Here is a 21,105-nt window from a genome sequence, read left to right as displayed (position 1 = left end):
GTGGGCCTTGAGGGCTTCATCCACAGGTTGGGCGAACGCCTGGGAGCGGATCAGATGCACCAGTCCGGGCGGTAGAGTTCCCGGTTGTAGTTCGAGGCTCCCATCGTGGAGACGAACTTGGAGTACATCGCCTTCACATACTCCAGCGTCACCTCGTCGTCCGTGGCGATCGCGGTGTCGCGGGCGTCCTTGAGTGCGATGCGGAACTTCTCCAGCAGTCCCTCGGTGGCTCCGGAGGTGAACGACTCGTGGATCTCGGGCGGCTCGCACAGCCCGTACTTCGGGCCTGACAGGCGCAGCAGGAGGCGCAGTGTGGGCTCGGTGATCCACAGGGGGCCCGGCTCGTCGCGCTGTCCGATCGGGTTCGGCAGCACGTCGTCGTGGTCCCAGCGCGCCGGGGTGATCAGGTGACGCCGGCCCGGCGGTGGTCGTGGTCGGATCCTGTGGAGTGCTCCAGCTGGCCCAGTGGGAGGTGTGTCTTGAGGGCGGACAGGTAGGCGCCGTTGATGTCGAGGGCGGTCACCTTGTGCTCGCCGGGCGGCAGTTCGGTCCGCGTCCACTTCGGCCGGCTTCCCACACCTGGTCGGGGCCGCGCGCGGACTGCTTCTTGAGGATGTCCGGCATCCACGGATGGGCGATCACGTCGTACCTGCCGCCCTTGCGTGTCTCGTCGAGCAGGGCCATCGCGTCCGGGATCGCCTTCTTCACCAGCGCCGCTGTCGCCGCTTCCGCGTCGCCGCCGTGTGCTTCGAGCGCGGCCCGTACCGATCGGCCGATCAGGTCGGCTGACTCGCTGGGGAGCTGCACAGCGCGCCGGGCTGTAGAGCGGTGGCGGTCGGCAGCGGGCCGCTGGGGCGCGGGGGCGGAAGGCTCCGGCCGGCGCGGGGCAGGTTCCACCGAGCCGTCGGCCGCGGGTGCGGCGGCGTGGCATTCGCGGCGTCCAGGTGCTGGGCGAACCCAGCCATCCGCTGGGCCGCCGGGTGACCGCACAGCACACACGGTTCGCTGTCGGCCAGTTGGATCACACACCCTCGTCGGGCTCGGCGTTGTCCGTGCCGCCGGACGGGGACTTTGGCGGGGGTGGCGTCTTCGCGTGCGCGGGCGTACCGAGCTTGGCGGCCAGGCCCGTCGAGGAAGTAGCCGTATTTGGCCCGGGTCTCACCTGACGGGTCCCGGCCCGCCTCCCACGCACTCAGTGTGGAGGCACTGATTCCGAGCGCGCGGGCCACCTGCGCCTTCGACAGACCAGCCTGTTCGCGCAGGCTACGGCGCACCTGAGCCTGCGGAAGTTTTGCCTCGGGGCCCACTGAGGCGAGCAGCGAGTCGATCGCGTCGAAGTCGCTCATCACACCGCGGCTTTTCAGATGTAGGTAACAGGGTTGCGGGACAGGTGTGGGCTCGGGGTGGGCCGGCCCACGCGCGGGTCACCGCGCAGCAGGTCGCCCTCGAGGGCATAGCGGTCGCCGTGCTTGGAGATCCCGGTAATCCTCGCGACGGCGAGCACGATGCCGTCGGTGTTGATGATCTGCACCTCGTCCTGGACAGAGCCCGGTCGGCGTTGAACTTCCACACACCGCGCCCCGCCTGCCATGCCTCGTCCTCAGGCATCCCTGGATGCCATCCGACCGTGGCGCGCCCCAGGCGGTCGTCCGCGTCAGCCGGCCGCTCGGCACCCAGCTGGATCTGCAGCACGCTGTCCGCCCTCCCACCATTCGACTTTTTAACTTGTTGGAAAGTTATCAGCGGCTGGGGGGACTTCGCAACAAGTTGAAGAGTTATCGGACTGACCGACGGACCGGCGAGCCCGCCGCCGCCCGGGCGGCCAAGGAGGCACATGGCCAAGGCCCCACGCCGAGGTACTGCACGGCGTCCGCGAGGGCACCTGCGCCCCGTGCGGCACACCTCGCGCCGAGCTGGTCCACCTGCGGTTCACCCCCGACGCGAACATCGGCCGCAGCAGCGGATGCGGCAGCGAGACCCCACCGGGGATCCTCGTCTCCGCCTCACCGAGCAAAGCCGCCCACTCCGGCGTGGGCCGGTGGAGGCGGCGGGGTGAGGGGGACGGCAGGCGTCACGGCCCTGCCCGGCGCGGCGGGGCGACGGGCTCTGCGGGGGCGTGCGCCCGGAAGGCGGCGGTGACACGCCGGACGAGGAGGGACTGGTCGCTCGGCGGTCATCATCGCTGTCCACGGCGTGCGGCACGAGGACCCCGGTACGGACCACACGCCCTACGTCCTGCGCCATGAGCGGGCGCAGGACGTTGACGAGCCGTGCGGCGGTGCGGTTGGGGACCGGCAGCACGATGGCGTCGAGGCCGCGGGGCAACGGGTTGCAACTCCTGCATACGCAGCGGATGACCGGCTGGCCGTATGCGTACCGCCCTGCCGGCGAGCCGCCCTCCAAAAGGATCGCCGCGCCGAGCGTGTCCACCGCCGGCTGCGTACCGGACTCCTGGGCCTCGCCCTCGTGGCCGGCACGACCACGGCACGGCGCAGCCGGAGCCGTTCGGTGATCCGCGCGGTCGCGTCGGCTTCGGTGGACCATTGCCGCGGACCCGGCGGGTGCGCGTCATCCCGGGAGACGGTGCGGTGCGTCGTCCCAGGCCATGGAGGACATCCTCCAGCCGGCTCGGGTCCGTAGGAACTGGGTGGTTTTGTGGCCGTGGCCCTCGAAGCGCACTCCGTCCCGGGTGCCCGACTTGCGGTACTCGCTGAACCGGTGAGCGACGGATCCGAAGATCTCCGTCCGCGCGGAGACCTCCCACTCGGAGAACTCCGTCAGGGTCCCGTCGGTGAGCATTCTCTGACGCGGCTCGATGAAAGCGTCCAGATCCATGATCACCGGATCGTTTCCGGTGTTCGAGACGATCGTCCCCTCCGGGACGAACAGTTCGCGGATCACCTGCAGATCAGGGTGCCTCCCCCCGGTGTTGGTGAAGGAGCCCATGAACAGGTCCGCCAGGCGGTCGATCTCCGCCCGGTCGCCGGACGAGGGTGCGGACCGGTCCCCTGCCGGCGGCCACTCCTGGGCCAGGACGGACCACACCTCGCTGTCGTGGCGCAGCCCGCGGTACGGGTAGCGCTGCCGGAGCACGCCGTCCCGGGTCATGCCGAGACGGCGCGCGGACGCGGTGCTGCGGGTGTTGCCGGCGGAGGCCCACCACTCGACCCTGTTCATCCCGCGCTCGGTGAAGGCCCAGTCGATCAGCGCCCTGCACGCCCGGGTCACGAGCCCGTGGCCCTGCCCGGCCTCCTCCAGCCAGCAGCCGAGCTCGCACACCCCGAGGAGGTGTCGAAGCGGGTGAACATGACGCCGCCGACGAGCACCCCGTCCAGCCAGATCCCGTATATCCGGCCGTTGTCGGCGGACGAGAGGTCGGCGTAGCGCTGGAGGGTGGCCGTGGCCGTGGCCAGGTCGGTGGTGAGCGAGGCCCAGGGGATCCATGGGTCGACCAGGGGGCGGGCCCGGTCGATGTGCGCCAGGAACTCCGGCGCCTGCCAGGGCTCCAGGGGCGCAGTTGCGCGTGGTCGTCGAGCGGGGCGGTGAGCATGGGCGTTCCGCCTTCCAGGTCGGGCCGGCCGGAGCGCCGGCAGGGAGACTGCCGGCGGGCACGTGGCCGAAAGGGTGCGTAACAAGCGTTTGGTATGTAGGTAGCGCCATGCCGCCGCCCGCACCCGGAGATCACGAGGCTCGCCGCAAGGACATGTCCGAGGCGGTGTGGCGCGTCCTTGCCGCCAAGGGGTTCGGCGGTCTGACACTGCGCGCCGTGGCCGCCGCCATGGGTGTCTCGACCGGCATGCTGACGCACTACTTCCCGAGCAAGCGGGCTCTTGTCACGCACGCGCTGGACCTGCTGGAACAGGACACGGCGGGACGCCCGCGCCGGACTCCTCCCGCCGACGGCCTGCCCACCGTGCGGGCCATGCTGCTCGACATCCTGCCGCTCACGCCGGCCGGCACCGCCCGTAACCGCATCTGGGTCAGCTCCTGGGACCTGTCCCTCGCCGACGAGGCTCTGGCCGCCCAGCAGGGCGACAGGTACACGAGGTTGCGCGCCGGTTTTCGTCCTCATCTCGAGACGGCGCGCAGCCTCGGGCAGATCCCCCGCACGCCGACACCGGCCAACTGGCCGCCGCCGCGGTCGCCTTCGTCCACGGGCTCGTCGTCCAGGCCCTCTTCGATCCCGGACGGTTTCCCGGGACGTGCAGACCGCCATGGTCGACGGCTTCGTCGCCCGGCTCGCCGGGCCGGGGCCCGGCACGGTCCCGGACGCCGTACGCGGCACCGCGTCGGACGGTGATCACCTGCAGCCGTTCCTGACGCCTCCGCCGCCCACCGCCTGAGGCGGGCAGTCGTGCTGAGCCGTCCCGGCTTCACGGGACGGCCGCACGGGTTGCCCACGAACACATCGTATGGCAACCGACCGAGGAGACCTCCGTTGCAGTCCTCTTCCGCCCTGCCCGTCCGGCGGGGTGCTCTCCATGTCGCGATCGCGGCCACGGCCTGGGGCACGGGCGGTGCCGTGGCCGCCGTACTGTACGACGTCGGCGGCATCGGCCCCGTCTCGGTCTCGTTCTGGCGGTTCCTGGCGGGACTCGGGCTGCTCCTGGCAGCTCACCTGTCAGACGGGCCCGGCGGCCGGGAACAGCGTTGTCGCTGCGCGCGGCGTTCGCGGCGAACCCGCGGCGCGCCCTGATCACGGGCCTCGGCTGGCGGTGTACCAGACGGCCTACTTCGCCTCCGTGCAGCAGGCCGGGCTGACCGTGGCCACGGTGGTGACCCTGGGCGCGGGTCCGCTACTGGTGACTGCCGGAGCCCGGCTCACGCTGGGCGAGCGCGCCGGCGCCGCCGGAATTGCCGCGGTGGCGAGCGGCGTCGCCGGCCTGGTGCTGCTGACGGGCGGTGCGGACGGGAGCACCGGACCGGCTCCCGCGCCGGGCATCGGCTACGCGCTGCTCTCCGCCGCCGGCTACGCAGGCGTGACGTTGCTGGGCCGCCTCTCCGGCCGGGATAACGCCGATGGGGTGTTCGAGTCCACGGTCACCGGCTTCGCGGTCGGCACGGTCTGTCTTCTGCCGACGGCTCTGCTGGAGGGCCTGCTGCCCGACATGGGGCGACCGGCGTGGACGCTGGGCCTGGTTCTCTACCTCGGGGCCGTGCCGACGGCGTTGGCGTACACGTTGTTCTTCGCCGGCCTCGGCGCTGTGCGGGCGACCACAGCCTCCGTCGTCGCCCTGGTGGAACCGGTCACCGCGGCCGCCATCGGCGTCCTGGTCCTCGGCGAGCAGCTCAACGCGGCCGTCCTCACCGGCACGGCTCTTCTGATGTCCGCAGTGGTGTTCCTCGCCGCCACCGAGGGGCCGGGCCGGGCCGCTGCACGACGGACGCCCGGGCGCTGCCGCCCGGGCGCAGGAGGCCGTCGCGCACCTGGGGTCGCGGCGGCGGACCGGCGACGGCCGGGCGCGGTCCGCGACCGCCGCTGATACCACCCTGCCCGCTGCCACCGCCCGCCGGAAGCGTGCGATCGCCCACCAGGGCGCCCCGCACCCCGGCTCCGCATGCGAAGACACACCGTCGACACACCCGTCGCACCCAGCACAGCTGGCGGGCCGGACCCGGCACGCGACGTCCTCGCCGGCATCACCGGCGACGGACGCACGGACACCGTCGGCTCCGGCGGCCCGGGCGTGTACGCGGCCCAAAACCTCTGCCGCCACGTCAGGACCGGTGACCGCCTCCGCCACATGGTCTGGACGACACCGCCCGGGAGCACCTGGATCTCCCACGGCGATCTGACCGGAACCGGCACGACGACCGTGTGCACCGCAGGCCTCGGCCCCGTAGGACCGCTCGGTCCCTGTCGCAAGGAACCGCCGGAGGCGGCCCGAGCCGGCTCCTGCAGGCGGCCCGAGCCGGCCCGGGGGCTGCTTCCGCTCCCCGGAGGCAGCCCCATGCCGTCGCCCGGAAGAAGGCCGCCCACAAGCGGTACCGTCTTCCGCTGCGCCCGCCCCGCCTCCGGCCGCACGGGGGCAGTGCCCTGGTCCACCTGACGCCGTACGTACCGGACGGCCGGGCGCCGGCCTCGCACGGACCGCGGCTCCGTGAAGGGCAGGACGCCGACGGCGGCCGGCCACCTGACACCCGCCGGGGTGAACGCACGGCTGCCAGGTGAAGGTCCGGCCGCACCTCGCCCGGTCACCGGCCGTTGCGGGGAGCGGGGATCCGCGGGAGGAGTTCCCACAGCGGACGTCCGCCGCTCGCCCAGGCCGCGAGGATGCGCCGGTCGGCCAGGTGCATGCGCAGTTGCTGGGCCAGGGGTGCGCAGCGGGTGGAGAAACGGCCGTTGGTGACGACCAGGACGATGTCGGCGCCGTACAGCTGGCGGGCGGTGCCGTTGACCCGTTGGAGGTCGGGGGTGCCGACGGCTGAGCCGCGGTCCCCGTCCTTGCGGTGCTTGGCCTGGATGACCCAGGTGCGGCCCAGGGGGTCGGTGGCCAGGACGTCGGCGCCGTTGTCGCCGGCCCCGCCGATCTGCCGGGCGTCGGCGCACCCGTCACGGAGCATCAGGTCGCGGATCGCGTACTCGAAGTCGCGGTGGTGCAGGGCGTCCAGCTGCGGCAGTCCGTAGCGAAGTGCCTGCTGCCGTACCCGGTCCATGCCTGCTGCCGGCGGTACCGGTGGACCCGCACCGCCGTGCCGACGGCGGCGAGGGCCCCGAGTACGACCAGCACCCACCAGTTGACCAGCAGCCAGGAGACCACCGCCCAGACCAGGGCGAGGCCTGCGACGGCACCGGAGCCGAGCAGGAGCAGCTGAGTGTCCTGGCGCTGCCGCCGGCGCGAACGACGCCGGCGCCGAGGCGTGCTGCGGCGTACGGGACGACGTGCCGCAGGCCGGCGGCGGGGCGGTGGGCGGCGGTCGGCCATCAGGCGCGCTCCGTTTCCAGCGGGAGGAATGGGTGATGCCGAAGGCGAGTCGGCCCCAGAGGCCGCCGAGGCCCACGCCCGGCGGGGACGGAGCGATACGGTGCCGGGAGCGAGCACGGTGATCACGGTCAGCTTCTCGTCGTTCCGGCTCCGGGCCTCGGCGCACCGGCGCAGCCGCAGCCGCAGCCGCAGCAGACGATGACGGCGAGCAGTGCTCCCGTGTTGATCGTCAGCACACTCTTCCGCCCCCGGACCACCCTCGGTCTCGTTTCGACCCCTCTGTGTATCCGCATCCCGCAGTCCGTACCTCCAGGTCACCGGATGATGACGCAAAGGAACCGATTGGCCGGATCTCGCAGAAGGCGCACCGGTCCGGCCGCGTGGCGGATGCGGCGAAGCGGCCGCCGTGCGAGGTCAGGGGTCCGGCACGGGACGGCGCCGCTCGGCTCGGCGTGCCGTCGGCGGCAGGGCGAGTGCCGCGCCGCCGAACACCGCACCGAGCGCGAGCCAGCCCGTGGTGCCGTGCGGCAGGACGAGGGTGGTGACCGCGAGGGGGCCCAGAGCCTGGGTGAGGGAGATGCCGGTCTGGAAGACGCCCTGGTAGGCGCCCTGGGCATGATCGGGTGCCAGGGCGTAGCCGAGTGTCCAGCTGCCGGCCTGGGAGGTGACCTCGCCCAGGGTCAGGAGCAGGACGGCCGCCAGGAGGATCACGCTGGCGGCGGCCGGGGCGCGGTGCGCGGCTGCGGCGGCCGTGACGCAGGCGAGGGCGGTGAGCAGGCCGCCGAGGCGGAAAGCCCGTGCCGCGGCGGGGAGTTCGGTGGCGCCGCGGCCGGCCCGGACCTGCAGGGTGACGACGAGGACGGTGTTGAGGACGAGGAGGACGCCGACCAGGGGGCGGGGGGCGTTCGTGTAACCGGTGAGCCATAGCGGCAGAGCGACCTCCAGGACGACGTAGAGCATGTTGACGATCGCGTTGAGCGCCGTGACGGCGAGGTAGGGGCGGTCTCCCAGTGCACCCGGACCGCGGCCGGGGGAAGCGGAGCGGTTCGGCCGGCGGGAGCCGCCGGGCCGGTCGGTGACGGGCTTCTCCGCGACCGGGTGCGTGGCGCGGACCGAGCGCAGGGGGAACAGCGCCAGCAGGAACGTGAGGGCGTTGGCGAGGATCGCGGCCCTGGTAGGCGCCGTGGTGGCCGAAAGCCGCGACTCCGGCGCCGAGGGCGGCACCCGCGCCGATGCCGGCGTTGTTGACGGCGCGCAGCAGACCGAGGGCGGGGGTGCGGGTGGCGGCCGGCAGGCTGTGCGCGTAGAGAGTGCTGCGCACGGCGGCGTTGGCCCTGCTTCCGGCGGTGACCGCGCACGCCAGCAGGACGAACGCCGGATAGGTGCCGGCGAAGGCGAAGGCGGCCATCGCGGCGGCCTGGAGGACATGAAGGACGGCGAGGACCTCCTTGGCACCGTACCGGTCGGCGGCCCGGCCCGCGGGGTAGGCGGCGAAAACGCCGCACAGCCCGGCGAGGGTGAGCGCGAGGCCGATCCGGCCCGTGGAGTAGCCGAGCCCGCGGGTGAACCAGAGCATGCTGACAGCAAGGAACAGGCCGTTGCCTGTCGCGTTCACGACGATCAGCAGACCCAGGGACCGCACGACGGGGTCAGCCGCCGGCCTGGACCTCTCCGCCCCGGCCCGGAGCCGGGCCGGGGACGGCGAAACCGGAAGAGACGTAGAGGAAGAAGATGATGGCGCGGTACTCATGGCCGTCAGCCAAGCCCGCACGCGCACAAGCCGGAATGGATTAAGAAGTCATCTCATTTGGGCGACTCGGTAGTCTGTGAGCCATGGTGGGGATCGTTGAGCGGCTGGTGCCGGACGAGTTGTGGGCGTTGTTCCAGCGGGTGGTGCCGGAGGCGCCGTCGCGGCCGCAGGGTGGTGGTCGGCGTCGGTACGGCGACCGGGAAGTGCTGGCGGCGATCGTCTTCGTGGCCACGTCAGGTTGTACCTGGCAGCAGCTGCCTTCGGCGTCGTTCGGCCCGTCCGGAGCGACCGCCCACCGGCGGTTCTCGGAGTGGTCGAAGGCCAGGGTGTGGGCCAGGCTCCACCGCCTGGTCCTCGACGAACTCGGTGCCCGCGGCGAGCTTGACTGGTCAAGGTGCGCGATCGACTCGGTGAACATGCGAGCCCTGAAAAGAGGGACCTGACAGGTCCGAATCCTGTCGACCGGGGCAAGTACGGCTCGAAGATCCACCTGATCACCGAACGGACCGGTCTGCCCATATCCGTCGGCATCTCCGGGGCCAACCTGCACGACAGCCAAGCCCTGATACCCCTCGTGAAGGGCATCCCACCGATCCGCTCACGCCGCGGCCGGCGACGGCGCAAGCCCGCCAAACTCCACGCCGACAAAGGATACGACTACGCCCACCTGCGGCGATGGCTACGCGAACGCGGCATCACCCACCGCATCGCACGCAAGGGAGTCGAGCCCTCCCAACGGCTGGGCCGCCACCGCTGGACCGTGGAACGCACCATGGCCTGGCTCGCCGGCTTCCGCCGACTCCACCGACGCTACGAACACAAGGCCGACCACTTCCTCGCCTTCACCAGCATCACCTGCACCCTCATCTGCTACCGCCGACTCGCCAAATGAGATGACTTCTAAGACTGGGGCTTAATGATTCGTTTCCGCCTCGGCCTGGCCGACCTCGCCGCCACCTCCTTCGCGTACTCCCCTCTGCAGGAGACCGTCCTCAGCCTGCGCATATGGGGACCTCACTCCCCCCGCATGCCCCATATGAAAAACGCCTTCGCCAATACCCGACCGGCCTTCGAACAGCTCGACCATGAGCTGCTGACCGCTCTCGTGGCCCGGCGGCGCTACTGGGTCCCCGATCTCCTCACCCCGCGCCCCGCCGTGCCCGCGCCCGACATCAGAGCGGAACTCGCCGCCCTGCGGGCCACCGACCCCGCGCTGCTCGGCCCCGGCCTGGAGCAGACCTTCGCCCCGCTCGGCGAGCCGGTCCCGCCCCGGCTCGCTGCCGGCCTGCACGATCCGGCCGGGCTCCTGGCCGACATCGCCGACGCGCTGGAGTCGTACTGGAACGTCTGCCTGCTGCCCCTCTGGCCCCGCCTCCGCTCACTCCTCGAAACCGATCTCGCACACCGGGCCCGGATCCTGGCCGAGCACGGAGCCGGCCTGCTGTTCACGGGCATCAGTGAGCGGCTCACCTGGCAGAACGGCATCCTCAGCATCCACCGGCGAGGCCCCTGGGCCAGTACCACCGACGACATCCCCATCGACGGCCGCCGGCTGCTCCTGACCCCCAGCTGCTTCGTCGACGGCGTCTCCACCATGCTCGGCCGCGACGCCCCGCCCCACATCGTCTACACCACCCGCGGCACAGCCCTCCTGACCGAGCGGCACGAACCCACCACACCCCATGCCCTGGAATGCCTGCTCGGCCGCCCCCGCGCCCGGTTGCTGGCCCTGCTCGCCGAACCGGCCACCACCACAGAACTCGCCCACCGCCTGAACGTCACCCCCGCCGCCGTCAGCCAGCACCTCTCCGCCCTCGCCGCGGCCCGCCTCCTCGACCGCACCCGACACGGCCGCCACGTCCACCACCGGCACAGCCCCCTCAGCTCCGCGCTCCACCACGCCCAGAACGACACACCCCCGGCAAGCCCCTGAACCACTCGCACCTGAACAGCACCACCCCTTCACCACCACACCACCCACGAAATACCCATCCCGGCAACAACATGGACGACCGGACCCGACACATTCGACCAGCAGACACCTCCCGAAAACCATCAGCCAGGCACTACGACGGCACACAGAAACCCCCGGTGTCGTGGAGCGATCGCCGACGAACTCCCAGAACTCCGCAGCGAGGCCGGCGCCCACCGCTGTCGTCGGGGCCTCGGATCGACGGCCCGCCGGTGCGGCAGCAGACTCGCAACGGCCTGAACCGTGTCCCTCATGTGCTCGCGGCGGCCGAGGTGACGGGCCGGTGCCCGCCGGCCCTTCAGGCGGGCGACGTTGTGCCCGGCCCGGACGCGGCGGGAGCAAGGCGCTCTGCGCTGCCGCTGGTGCATTTCCTCGTACCATTCCGGGCGATCTTCCTGAACTTGCGACGGGGCGACGTCACCCAGGCGGCTGCTCGTTGCGTGCCTGCAGTGCCCGTACGGCGTTGACGAGGGCCCGGACCAGAGTGTCCCTGCTGGCCTTCACGGTGTTGATGACTCCTTCGTCGATCCCCTTGAGCAGTTTTTTATCGGGTCGGAGAGCGACGCGGACGGGGTCCGCGGGCAGGGGGTCGGGGAACTGGGACAGCATCTGCATGGTCACGTCGCTGAAGACGACCCTTGCCAGCTCGTTGAGCACGGCGGGATCAGTGATGCCGTACGCCTTCTCGACGCGCTTGGTCCACTCCTGCGGCCTGGCGTGGGTCTGGGCGAGCGCGAACAACTGCTTGACGGTGGCATCGGTGACCGGGGTGCCCCTGGGGTGCCCCCCGACGTTCTGGCCGACGCGGTCCATGTCGGTGGCGATCGCGTACCGCGGGTCGAAGTCTCCCGCCACCCCGTCGTACCGGTTCCTGCGCAGCGAGTCCATCAGGTGCTGGCCTTCCTCGGCCCCGCTGCCGAAGGTGACGCCGTCTTCCAGCTCGTCGTAGTGCTCGTGCACCTTCACGAAGGTGTTGGGTTCGGGATAGTAGACCAAGTCGGGATTCACCTGGGCCATGGCCCTGCGGACGGCGAGGTCCACCTGGCTGGCGTGCCAGATCAGGACGTCGTTGTCAGCGGTCCTTCGGTCCGCGGGGGAGGTGTAGCCGCCGCTGAACACGTCCAGCTCCCCGGTGTCCAGGCGCCCGGCGGCCGCGGAGAACAGCGGTCCCGCCTCGGTTTCGAACGAGGCCGTGTCGGCGTCGCTGGTGTGAAGGTAGACGTGCGCCCGCCCGGCCGCCCGCAACCCGGCAATCATGGCGGTCGTCTCGGAGGAGCGCATGATCCTGTCCCGGATCTCACCGTAGGGGATGGTGCGCTGGCTGGTCTCCTGGGCGTTGTTCGCGTGGTTGGCCCAGGTGAATCCGATGACCGCGACCCGGAACCGGTCGTTGCCCCAGGCGGTGCGGAAGGCGTTGGCCTTCTGGGTGAACAGGGTCTGCGCGTTCACAGCGTCCCGCGGGTCGCGGATCCGGATGTTCACACCGATGACCAGGGCAAAGCGGTCCGCCGGTGCGGTGCCTCCCTCGAAGCCTCTCTCGTACTGCTCGGCGATGTTCATGAGGTTGAGGGTCTGGCTGAGCATGGCGGGCACGATCCCGACGGTGCCCGCCCCCTGGGGCTCGGCGCCTGCCTGCCCGAAGGCGCCGGCGTTCCCGCCCCCGGCGAGGTCGGCGAGCTCGGCCGCCCGCTGCACGGCCGGGGCCCGCCCCGCCGACGCGGTCCGCGGCGCATCACGCCCCTCGGCCCGCTGGACCGGTGCGCCCGCGCGAGGCCGGGTGCGCATCACCCGGGTCGCGTTGGCCTCCGCCTCGCGCTCGAAGCGGTCGGCGGGGTCGGAAACCCTCAGGCCGGACCCGTTGTCGGTGCCCGCGACCGGGCCGGAGCGCTGCTGGATGACGTGGGTGAGCTCGTGTGCCAAGGTGTGCTCGTCCCCGCCGCCCGCCCCGATCACGACGTGGTTCCCGCTGGTGTAGGCGCGGGCGCCGACTTCAGCCGCCGAGGCCCTGGCCGCGCTGTCGGCGTGGATGCGGACGTCGGAAAAGTCGGCGCCGAGCCGAGCCTCCATGTCGGCGCGGGTGGTGTCGTCCAGGGGACGGCCGGGCCCGCGCAGCACCGCGTGGACGGCGGAGCGCTGCACCGCGGGCGCCGCCTGCCCGGCCTGCGGGTGGCTGCAGCCGGCGGAGTGCCGGTGCTGCTCGCGGGCCCCGGGGTGGCCGGCCCTGCTCAGCATCTGGACCACGGCCGCGTTCCCGGCACCGGCCTGCAAAGCCATGAGGTCGACGGGCGGCGCCCCGCCCTCCACCGCGGGGGCGCGGGGCGCGGTGCGGGCGGACTCGTCCCGTGTGGTCCGGTCGTTGTCTTGGGTGCGCAAAAGGGGAGCCTTACCTAGGGAGAAGGGGCGACCCTTCCTGCATACGCGGTGAACGATCACGAGGCCAGGAACCGGAGGGCAGAAAAGGGTGGTCGGCCGGGCAGTGCGGATGCGCGGCCGGCAGCCACGCCGTGCCCCCGCCGCCCCCCTTTCGGCGGCCTCGGCCCCGAGCGGCCCGGGTGGCGTAGCCGTTGCCCCAGCTGCCGTCCTGGAGGAGGTAGCCGAAGGCGCCCAAGGCCGGGTGCGTCGGCGCAGGCAGATCAGGCCGTCCTCATGGAAGCCGTCCCGGCTCCACTGCGCGCTGGGGCTTCGAACGGCTCGGGCGAAGGCCACGCGGACCTTCTCGTGGGCCTGTTCGAAGGTGAGGGACGTGCCGGTGGTGTACCGGACGGATACCCCGCTGCAGACGCGGGTGAAGACGGGGACGTCATCAAGGGCCAGGGCGCGCAGGGCCACCATACGGCGGTCAGCTCCTGCACGGCGGGCCGGTCAGCGAGGCCGAGGCCAGGCACGCGGTGATGGCGCTCTCGAACCCGGGGAAGGACCACAGCCGGACGTCGCGCAGCGCTCTGGTCCCCGACGACGTCATCGACACGGTCGGGAACCGGTTCGGGGACAGTGGTGTGACGGGCAGCCACGCGGACCAGCGCCGCCGCTGTCTCGCGGAGCTGCGCGCGGGCCCGGACGAGCTCGCGCAACACGTCGGACCGGCCCACAGAGACCGGGACGGAAGCAGAGCTCGGACCAGTGCGGGGCGCTGCTCCCGGGGGCCCAGGCGGGGAGCGCCGGCCGCCACCCCGGCCTCCAGCTTCGACGCGACGTCGTCTGCCTGGTCGTGTCCGATGCCGACGGCGGCCAGGTCCTGGAAGACCGTGAACCGCGCGCCGCCATGGCCTCGCTCTCGTTCTGGCTGATGCGGGCCAGCTCCTGGCCGTACGCGTCGGTGCCCGGTCGCTGCTCAGGAGCGGTTCTCGTCGACGAGCCGCACCAGGACATCCAGGTCCGGGACGTCGAGCGCCGGGATCCGCAGCCAGGCGAACGGGAATCCGTGCGCGCCGCCATCGACCGCGTATTCCATGCGGAGCATCGCGCCCAGCTCGTCCTCGTCCTCGTGGAAGATAACGAAGCCGTAGCGGCATGAGGTGATGGTGTGCCAAGGGATCTTCTTGTCGCCATGGTGCAGCCCGTCCGCCATGGCGGTAAGTGGGCCGAACTCCACCTGACCGCCGCCTGCGAGTGTCGCCTTCGCCCTGGCGAGATGCAGTTCGGTCACCGGGGCAATGACGCGTTGCATCAGCGGCGCGATGACAGAGGGCGGCGAGGACGACAACCGGCCGGTGCGGAATGCGGACTCCGGCGTGACGACGGGCGAGTCGGCCAGCAGTGAGTTCACGACCGTGCCGTCGGTGAACTCCAGCAGCAATTCGTGCCGCCACTCCGTGATCACCAAACCGTCGTCCGCTTCACCGTCCATGTCGTTGGCGTGCCACACATGGGCGACCTCCGACCACACGTAGGTGCGGCGCACATCGCCAACGGTCAGCACCACCCCGTCGTCGTGCACGACGAGCGCCACCGCCCGCCGGCCGCCAGGCCCGTCCATGTGCGCAGGCAGCGTCCCGCGCGCCGACCCCGACAAGAACTCAGGCGCACCCATCACCGGCGCGTCCTTCTCCAGCGCGGACTTCTTTCGCCACCAACCAACCATGAGCTCTCCCCTTGGAGCCTGCCTGCAACACCGGCGACATTAAACGGAGTTACAGGTCCTAACAGAAGAATCAGATGATGTGACTGTCGGCTTGGATGCTCGTTGGGCTGTTCGTGGGGAAGAGAGAGTCGCGTCCGTGGATCGTCTCGGATGAACTGTGGTCGCTGGTCGAGCCGTTGTTGCCTGTGCCGGCGTCGAAAATGGTGCCCGGTCGGCCAAGAGTTCCTGACCGTCGGGTGTTGCGCGGGATCCTGTTCGTGCCGCATACCGGGACCCGGTGGGAGTACCTGCCGCAGGAACTGGGCTTCGGTTCAGGCATGACGTGCCGGCGTCGGCTCGCTGCCTGGAACGAGGCCGGCGTCTGGGACGGACTGCACGTCGTGCTGCTGGCCCGGTTGCGGGCGGCGAAACAGCTCGACCGGTCGCGGGCGTTGATCGACTCTTCCCGCGTCCGGGCCGCTCGGCGCGGCCCAGAAGCGGTCCCGGCCCGGTCGATCGCGCACGGCCGGGTAGCAAGCACATCCTCGTCGACGGACAGGGCATCCCGCTCGCGGTGTCCCTGACTGGCGGAAACCGCAATGATGTTACCCAGCTGATGCCCCTGCTCGCCAAGATCCCGTCGGTCCCGGGACTCGTGGGACGACCCCGTCGAAGGCCCGACGTCCTGCTCGGCGACCGCGGCTATGACCACGACAAGTACCGCCGGCTGGTCCGGGCGCAGGGCTCAAACCGGTGGAAGGCACCGCCTCCTACGGGGCCGGCTTCACCCGCGCCGCCCGCTCCGCCGTCAAGGCCCGCACCGCCGCCCTCAACCAGATCACCCACATCCTCGTCACCGCGCCCGAGAGCATCCGTGCCAAATTCGGGCAGCTCAAGAGTGCCGACCGGACCGACGCCCTGGCCCGGCTGCGACCGGCCAAAGACGCGGCCCACACCGCGGTCCACACCGCGATGAAGAGCCTCGCCCGGCGCGTCAAGGAAGTCACGGCCGAGCATCAGGCCCTGACCCGGGCCCTCGACGGCGAGGTCACGGCCGACAACCCCGGACTGCGGGCCGCTTACGGCGTTGGCCCCGACACCGCCTCCCAGCTGCTGGTCACGGCCGGAGGCAATCCCGAACGCCTGCGGACCGAGGCGTCCTTCGCCGCCCTCTGCAAAGCCGCCCCCGTCCCCGCCTCCAGCTGCCCCACGAACCGGCACCGCCTCTCGCGAGGCGGCGACCGGGCGGCCAACGCCGCCCTCCACCGCATCGCCCTGGTCCGCATGTCCAGCGATCCCCGCACCCGCGACTACGTGGCACGGCAGACTGCCGCCGGCCGAACCAAGAAGGAGATCATCCGGCTGCTGAAACGAGCCATCACCCGGGAGATGTTCCGCTGCCTGACCACTACCGTCACCATCCCAGGCATCGTCGGCCTGCGGCCCCTGCGGCAGTCGAAGAACATCACCCTCACCGCAGCGGCCCGCCACTTCGGCGTCTGGCTCGCCACGATCTCCACCCTCGAACGCGGAATCCGTCGAGACGACGACCTCGCCAACACCTACCGCGACTGGCCCACCGCCGCTTGACAGCCGATAGGAGCATCAGCAGCCGCAGAGTCCCGGGACGAGATCGCTTCCCGAGTTGGTGGATGTGACTTCCGATTCGCGTTGACGGCCACGGCGTCCTTCCACTGTCAGTGCCAGGAGCAAGGATGGGCGGTATGACGAAGACCGGGGCGGACTACGCGTGGTTCGAGAACAACTTTCCAGATATCGCCGAGGCTTACTGCTTCACCCTGGTGCGGGGCCTGTCGCCTGATGAGCTGATGTCCCGGCTCGAAGGACGATCGGAAGTGCCTCTGCAAGGCATAGCTGCAGTCGTCGAAGCTGCTTTCGCCCAGTACGACCTGGAAGAGGGCGACCGCCGGCTGGTCGCCATGACCACTGTGGGCACCTGGACACTCCTGATCGAGCCCAACGGCTACCTCGGAGTCACCGAAGATCGAGTCCTGCCGGCCTCCGTTGGGACGAGCTGGATATCGCACTTCGTCAACGTCAACGCCGTCGGCACGTTCCTCTGGGCGGAGGATCAGGTCCTGCGCCTCTGCTTCGACCCCATGTTCCCGGAGGACCGATGGGGCACTGCACCCGATGAACTCCTCGACGTCATGGAGCGGATCGGGTTCCATTTCGAGGAGGAGTCTCCAGAAACGGATCTCTCCTCGCCAGCAGCGTTCGCTCTGGCAGAGCACCTGACCGGCGTCGCCATCACTCCGAAACTGCTCCAGGACACGACGTTCGCCTGCGCCACCATCCAGATCCGGTGACATCCTCCGTCCGCACTCCCTTCCGGACCCATGGATGTGACGTGGATGATGGCGCGGTGACGAACATCAGTGACGACCATGTGAAGGTCCACTTCCGGATGAACACAGACGAGGACGGCTGGCCGCCGGCGAGCGTCGAGAGCCTGTGGGCCGTGGACCTCGGCGACGGAACCGTGCGCCTGGACAACACCCCGTGGTTCGTCCGTGGCGTCGCCAACGACGACATCGTCCGGGTGGAGATCGACGATGAAGGCGTCTGCTGGGCTGGAGAGACGGTCCGGTCCTCGGAGAACTGCACGATCCGGCTGATCGTGTTGAAGGACGGGGGCTCGGCCGCTGCCCGGCAGAGCATTCTGGAGATCTTCCACAAGCTCGGCACGACGGGCGAGGGTATCGAGCGGTACCGGATGGTGGCGCTGCATGTCCCTCCGGAGGCGGACCTGCCGCGTATCCGCAAGCTCCTGGAACGCGGTGCAGCGGAGGGCTGGTGGCACTGGGAGGAAGGATGCGTCACCGCTGCTTGGAGGTCCACAGCGACGGGATGAGCGGTTGCGCACGCCGCGGGAGGGGCGCTGAGGTCTCTGTCAGTGGCGCCATGGATGATCGGGCACATGACACAAGATCTGGCTGAGCGGCACGTCGAGTGGGCGATGTTCACCCGGCAGTGCATCTGATGAACGCGGCACCTCCCGCCTGGGAAGTCCAGTACACGTCGTCACTTGTGAGGGTGACGACGAGCGTGGTCACCCACTCCACGAGCGCATGCGGCAGGTCGTGTGAGGCACGATAGATGATCAACGGGGCCCCCGAGCAGTGTTGTTGAGACGTGAGACATCTCGATCAACAGCTCGGGGGCTCGTTCGTTGCGCTGCGCAGGCCATCACCCGATCGGTAGCCATCTCGAAGAAGCTCAGTGCACGACCCCCCAGCGCGGGTAGTGCCCCACCCCTCGCAGGAACTCGGCCAGCTTCGACTCGGCGAAGACGACGTGGAGGCCGAGTCCGGCCAGGATGTAGCCGCTGGCGAGGCAGCGGTCACGGGCCGGTTCCAGCCACGCGGCATGGATGGAACCGACGGCGAGGGCGACGGGACCGAGCCCGCGGCCGGGACAGCCCGGGGCCGACCCGGAAGGGACAGCCCGGGAACGGCCCGGAGGCCGGGCCCGGTGCGGGGAGCACCGTCACAAGGTGCCGCCCTCGTCGTCGGACACCCCGCCACCCGGCGGACGGGAAGGAAACAGCGGAAAGTTCAGATGAACGCGTCGGCGAGCATGAAGGCCGCGACCACGAGCAGGGCATAGGCGAAGAGGCGCCGCAGCGTGTTACCGCTGAGCCGCTGTGCGTAGCGTTTGCCGTCCCAGGCGCCGAGGATCGCAGCTGCGGTGAAAGGCGCGATGACCGACCAGTCCAGCTGTACCCCGGCACCGGCCCGGGCACCGAGCGCGGCGATCGAGTTGATGGTGATGACCAACAGACTGGTGCCGATGGCCCGGCGCATGGGGAGGTTCAGCACGCGTGCCAGGGCAGGTACGGCGAGGAAGCCGCCGCCCACGCCCAGCAGTCCGGTCACGGCACCGAGGCCGGCTCCGGCCGCGCCGGCCCTGACGGGGCGCACTTCGCCCGCAGCCGGGGCCGGTGCGGGGCGCAGCATCCGCAGTGCGGCCACTCCCGCGACACCGGCGAAGGCGATGGTGAGCCCGGCCTGGGGCAGATGACCGGCGACCGTGCCGGCGAGCATGGCGGGGACGATGCCCGCCGCCGCGAAGAGCAGTCCGGTCCGCCAGGCCACGTTGCCGTCCCGGGCATGCCCGGTGAGCGCGGTGACGGACGTCAGGGTGACGATGATCAGGCTAGCGGTGATCGCGGCTGCCGGAGGCATACCGATCAGGTAGGTCAGAGCGGGCACGGCCAGGACACTCCCGCCACCGCCGAGACCACCGAGCGCCAGACCGACAACAGCACCAGCAACCAGCGCGAGGATCAAAGCGGTCATGCCACCGAGCCCTCGCTGCCGCCCGCGCCGACGACCGGGTGGCCGGCGCGGGCCCACTGCTGCATGCCGCCCTTGACGTCCACCGCGTCCACGCCGCGGGCACGGAGCAGTTCGACGGCCCGCTGCGAGCGGTTCCCGCTGCGGCATATCACCACCAGCGGCCGTCCCTGGGCGGCCTGTGGCAGGGCTTCACCCGCGGCCAGGGCGGACAGCGGTGCGTGCAGCGCGCCGGGCGCCCGCCCGGCGTCCCATTCGCCCCGTTCGCGTACGTCCAGCAGGACGGCCGGGGCGTCGGCGCCCCGGGTGCGCCGGTGGGCCTCCTCCGCGGTGACACGTTTCTTGTCTCGGGAGAACAGGGACATCACAGGACCTCTCGTATGCAGGCGTGCAGGAAGCTGGTGCGGGTATCGGGGCGGCCGGTTGGCCGGGGCCGCGTGAGTCGTGGGCGGGCTGTCCGCTCAGCCGGTGATGACGGGCAGCCCGGCCGCGGTGGCGGAGTCGAAGCCGTCGTCGACGGCGACCACGTCACGGCCGGCGGCGTCGAGGAGTGAGGCCGCGATCGCGGCGCGCATGCCGCCCGCGCAGTGCACCCACACGGTCCCTGCCGGGACCTCTCCGAGCCGCTGGTGCAGTTGGTGGACCGGGATGTGCACCGAGCCCTCGATGTGTCCGGCGGCACGCTCGGAGTCGCGGCGCACGTCCAGGATGACGACGTTCTCCGTTCCCTGCCCGGCCAGGCCGGCGAAGGTGGAACGCGGGAAGGACGCCAGGGGGGCGCCCTCGTCGGTCCACTCCCGCACCGTGCCGACGGCGGCGGCTGCGGGGCGGTCGATACCGACCCGGACCAGCTCACGCTGGGCGGCGGCCAGCTGCTCGGGAGTTTCGGCGAGCAGAGTCACCGGCTTGCCCCACGGGACCATCCAGGCCAGGTAGGTGGCGATCTTGCCGTCCGCCTCGAAGTTGAAACTCCCGGCGACGTGCCCCTCGGCGAAAGCGACCCGGTTGCGCAGGTCCACGACCCATTCACCGGCAGCCAGCCGGTCGGCGATCTCACCGGCGTCCGCAACGGCCGCGGGTGTCAGGTCCACCGGGGCGGGGCCGGCGGCGTTGGCCGGGCCCATGTGCGCGTAGTAGGCGGGAACGTCCTCGAGACCGGCCAGGATCTCGGCGACAAAGGAGTCGGCCTCGGTGGTGAGCGCCGTGTTCGCGGTTTTCTCCCGGCCGATGGTGGTGTGGTCGCCCTCGGCCTGTGCGGAGGAACAGAAGCTGCCGAAGCCGTGCGTCGGCAGTACGGCTGTGGCGTCCGGCAGCTCGGCTGCCAGACGGTGTACGGAAGCGTGCTGCGCGCGGGCCAGCTGCTCGGTCAGCCGGGGTTCCACCAGGTCCGGGCGGCCCACGGTGCCGATCAGCAGCGAACCGCCGGTGAACGCGGCAACGGCGGTGCCCCGCTCTTCCAGCACGTACGCGGTGTGGTGCGGGGTGTGCCCCGGGGTGGCGACGGCCCGCAGTACGAGGCCGGCCTCGACGGTCACGGTGTCGCCGTCTGAGACCGGTACCCGGGCGAAGGACACGTGCGCGCCGGCCGGCACCAGGTAGGACGCGCCCGTGACCCGGGCGAGCTCAAGGCCGCCGGTCACGTAGTCGTTGTGAATGTGCGTCTCCACGACGTGGGTGATGCGCACTCCGCGTCGGGCCGCCGCAGCCAGAACCTGGTCGAAGTCCCGCGGCGGGTCCACGGCCACAGCCGCGTCGGTGCCGCCGGCCAGGTAGTGACGGTTGCCGAGCCCTGCGAGCTCGATGGTGTCGATGAAGAACATGGAGCTGCTCCTTTCCTTGTGATACCCCCCTGGGTATCAAGTTGAACAAAATATACCCAGGGGGGTATTTCCGGCGTGATGGTGTGTGCGGCGGCTCTCTCCCTGACGGAGGCCGGTCCAGTTTCCGGGCGTTCTCCGGCGCCGCCTCGCCGGGGCCGGGCCCCGGCCGGGCGGGACGCCGACGGGGCCGGAGAAGGGCTTCACGGCGATCACCGGCAACGAGCCCCCGCAGCCGGTCCCCGGCAACGAGCCACCGCG

The 21,105-nt window shown here is 71.0% G+C and carries 17 protein-coding genes and 5 pseudogenes; 9 read left to right on the top strand and 13 right to left on the bottom strand.

The annotated features are described in order from the left end of the window. The 4 genes and pseudogenes from CP967_RS33790 to CP967_RS35030 all read right to left on the bottom strand — a co-directional run. Positions 1-1,346: pseudogene (locus CP967_RS33790) on the bottom strand (helix-turn-helix domain-containing protein); the annotation flags it as partial. A gap of 14 nt (positions 1,347-1,360) precedes the next feature. Then, positions 1,361-1,531 carry a hypothetical protein gene (locus CP967_RS35035; RefSeq protein ID WP_244338996.1) on the bottom strand — a complete coding sequence of 57 codons (171 nt, stop codon included), beginning with the start codon at positions 1,529-1,531 and terminating at the stop codon, positions 1,361-1,363. A gap of 1,037 nt (positions 1,532-2,568) precedes the next feature. Continuing rightward, positions 2,569-3,279, bottom strand: coding sequence for a GNAT family N-acetyltransferase (locus CP967_RS33780; protein ID WP_244338994.1), 711 nt, complete (start codon positions 3,277-3,279; stop codon positions 2,569-2,571). Further along, on the bottom strand, positions 3,225-3,635 hold the full coding sequence (locus CP967_RS35030) for a hypothetical protein (protein WP_244338992.1): 411 nt from the start codon (positions 3,633-3,635) through the stop codon (positions 3,225-3,227). The genes CP967_RS33780 and CP967_RS35030 overlap by 55 nt, the downstream gene beginning before the upstream one ends. A 23-nt stretch (positions 3,636-3,658) precedes the next feature. On the opposite strand from CP967_RS35030, the pseudogene CP967_RS33775 reads away from it, so the two are divergent. The 3 genes and pseudogenes from CP967_RS33775 (at position 3,659) to CP967_RS33770 (ending at position 5,483) form a co-directional block, all read left to right on the top strand. Continuing rightward, a pseudogene (locus CP967_RS33775) lies at positions 3,659-4,343 on the top strand (TetR/AcrR family transcriptional regulator). A 95-nt stretch (positions 4,344-4,438) separates the two neighbouring features. After that, entirely contained in the window at positions 4,439-4,696 is a 258-nt protein-coding gene (locus tag CP967_RS35025; RefSeq protein WP_244338991.1) for a hypothetical protein, read from the top strand. 19 nt (positions 4,697-4,715) lie between these two features. Next, positions 4,716-5,483, top strand: coding sequence for a DMT family transporter (locus CP967_RS33770; RefSeq protein WP_244338990.1), 768 nt, complete (start codon positions 4,716-4,718; stop codon positions 5,481-5,483). 712 nt (positions 5,484-6,195) lie between these two features. Here the strand turns inward: CP967_RS33770 and CP967_RS33760 are convergent. The 3 genes and pseudogenes from CP967_RS33760 to CP967_RS35525 all read right to left on the bottom strand — a co-directional run. Then, positions 6,196-6,926, bottom strand: a pseudogene (locus CP967_RS33760) (restriction endonuclease). A 414-nt stretch (positions 6,927-7,340) separates the two neighbouring features. Further along, positions 7,341-8,150, bottom strand: coding sequence for an MFS transporter (locus tag CP967_RS35020; protein ID WP_150491608.1), 810 nt, complete (start codon positions 8,148-8,150; stop codon positions 7,341-7,343). Between the two features lie 28 nt (positions 8,151-8,178). After that, positions 8,179-8,502, bottom strand: a pseudogene (locus CP967_RS35525) (MFS transporter); the annotation flags it as partial. 257 nt (positions 8,503-8,759) lie between these two features. On the opposite strand from CP967_RS35525, the gene CP967_RS33740 reads away from it, so the two are divergent. Both CP967_RS33740 and CP967_RS35015 read left to right on the top strand, forming a co-directional pair. Further along, a protein-coding gene (locus tag CP967_RS33740; protein ID WP_150485942.1) for an IS5 family transposase occupies positions 8,760-9,568 on the top strand; the annotation gives its coding sequence in 2 pieces (ribosomal slippage) (positions 8,760-9,114 and positions 9,114-9,568; 810 coding nt in all). 24 nt (positions 9,569-9,592) lie between these two features. After that, on the top strand, positions 9,593-10,609 hold the full coding sequence (locus CP967_RS35015) for a winged helix-turn-helix domain-containing protein (RefSeq protein ID WP_150491607.1): 1,017 nt from the start codon (positions 9,593-9,595) through the stop codon (positions 10,607-10,609). Positions 10,610-11,065: 456 nt separating this feature from the next. Here CP967_RS35015 and CP967_RS35010 read toward each other — a convergent pair whose 3' ends face one another. The 3 genes from CP967_RS35010 to CP967_RS33720 form a co-directional block, all read right to left on the bottom strand. Beyond that, a complete protein-coding gene (locus CP967_RS35010) occupies positions 11,066-13,021 on the bottom strand; it encodes an eCIS core domain-containing protein (protein ID WP_373300442.1) in 1,956 nt (651 codons plus the stop codon). Between the two features lie 466 nt (positions 13,022-13,487). After that, positions 13,488-13,616 (bottom strand): hypothetical protein, encoded by a 129-nt coding sequence (locus CP967_RS35175; RefSeq protein ID WP_268253058.1) that lies wholly within the window; start codon positions 13,614-13,616, stop codon positions 13,488-13,490. A gap of 363 nt (positions 13,617-13,979) precedes the next feature. Beyond that, positions 13,980-14,729: a hypothetical protein gene (locus CP967_RS33720; RefSeq protein ID WP_150491605.1), complete on the bottom strand. Its 750-nt coding sequence runs from the start codon at positions 14,727-14,729 to the stop codon at positions 13,980-13,982. Between the two features lie 95 nt (positions 14,730-14,824). Between CP967_RS33720 and CP967_RS33715 the strand changes: the two are divergent. The 4 genes and pseudogenes from CP967_RS33715 to CP967_RS33695 all read left to right on the top strand — a co-directional run. Continuing rightward, positions 14,825-15,453 (top strand): annotated as a pseudogene (locus CP967_RS33715) (IS5 family transposase); the annotation flags it as partial. A gap of 8 nt (positions 15,454-15,461) precedes the next feature. Next, positions 15,462-16,298 (top strand): transposase, encoded by an 837-nt coding sequence (locus tag CP967_RS33705; RefSeq protein ID WP_150491603.1) that lies wholly within the window; start codon positions 15,462-15,464, stop codon positions 16,296-16,298. Positions 16,299-16,432: 134 nt separating this feature from the next. Further along, a complete protein-coding gene (locus tag CP967_RS33700) occupies positions 16,433-17,038 on the top strand; it encodes a DUF6461 domain-containing protein (protein WP_150491602.1) in 606 nt (201 codons plus the stop codon). Positions 17,039-17,094: 56 nt separating this feature from the next. After that, complete coding sequence (locus tag CP967_RS33695) at positions 17,095-17,583, top strand: DUF4265 domain-containing protein (protein WP_190175371.1); 489 nt, start codon at positions 17,095-17,097, stop codon at positions 17,581-17,583. Between the two features lie 703 nt (positions 17,584-18,286). Here CP967_RS33695 and CP967_RS33690 read toward each other — a convergent pair. The 3 genes from CP967_RS33690 to CP967_RS33680 form a co-directional block, all read right to left on the bottom strand. Next, entirely contained in the window at positions 18,287-19,030 is a 744-nt protein-coding gene (locus CP967_RS33690; protein ID WP_150491601.1) for a sulfite exporter TauE/SafE family protein, read from the bottom strand. After that, the gene (locus CP967_RS33685) at positions 19,027-19,392 is read right to left on the bottom strand and encodes a rhodanese-like domain-containing protein (RefSeq protein ID WP_190175370.1); all 366 of its coding nucleotides are present in this window, start codon (positions 19,390-19,392) and stop codon (positions 19,027-19,029) included. The genes CP967_RS33690 and CP967_RS33685 overlap by 4 nt, the downstream gene beginning before the upstream one ends. A gap of 96 nt (positions 19,393-19,488) precedes the next feature. Then, positions 19,489-20,847, bottom strand: a complete 1,359-nt coding sequence (locus CP967_RS33680; protein ID WP_150491599.1) for an MBL fold metallo-hydrolase — start codon at positions 20,845-20,847, stop codon at positions 19,489-19,491. Positions 20,848-21,105: the final 258 nt, after the last annotated feature.

It is taken from the genome of Streptomyces nitrosporeus, from assembly GCF_008704555.1.
In the GTDB taxonomy this organism is placed as follows: Bacteria; Actinomycetota; Actinomycetes; order Streptomycetales; family Streptomycetaceae; genus Streptomyces; species Streptomyces nitrosporeus.
This window is presented reverse-complemented; position numbering and strand designations above follow the sequence as displayed.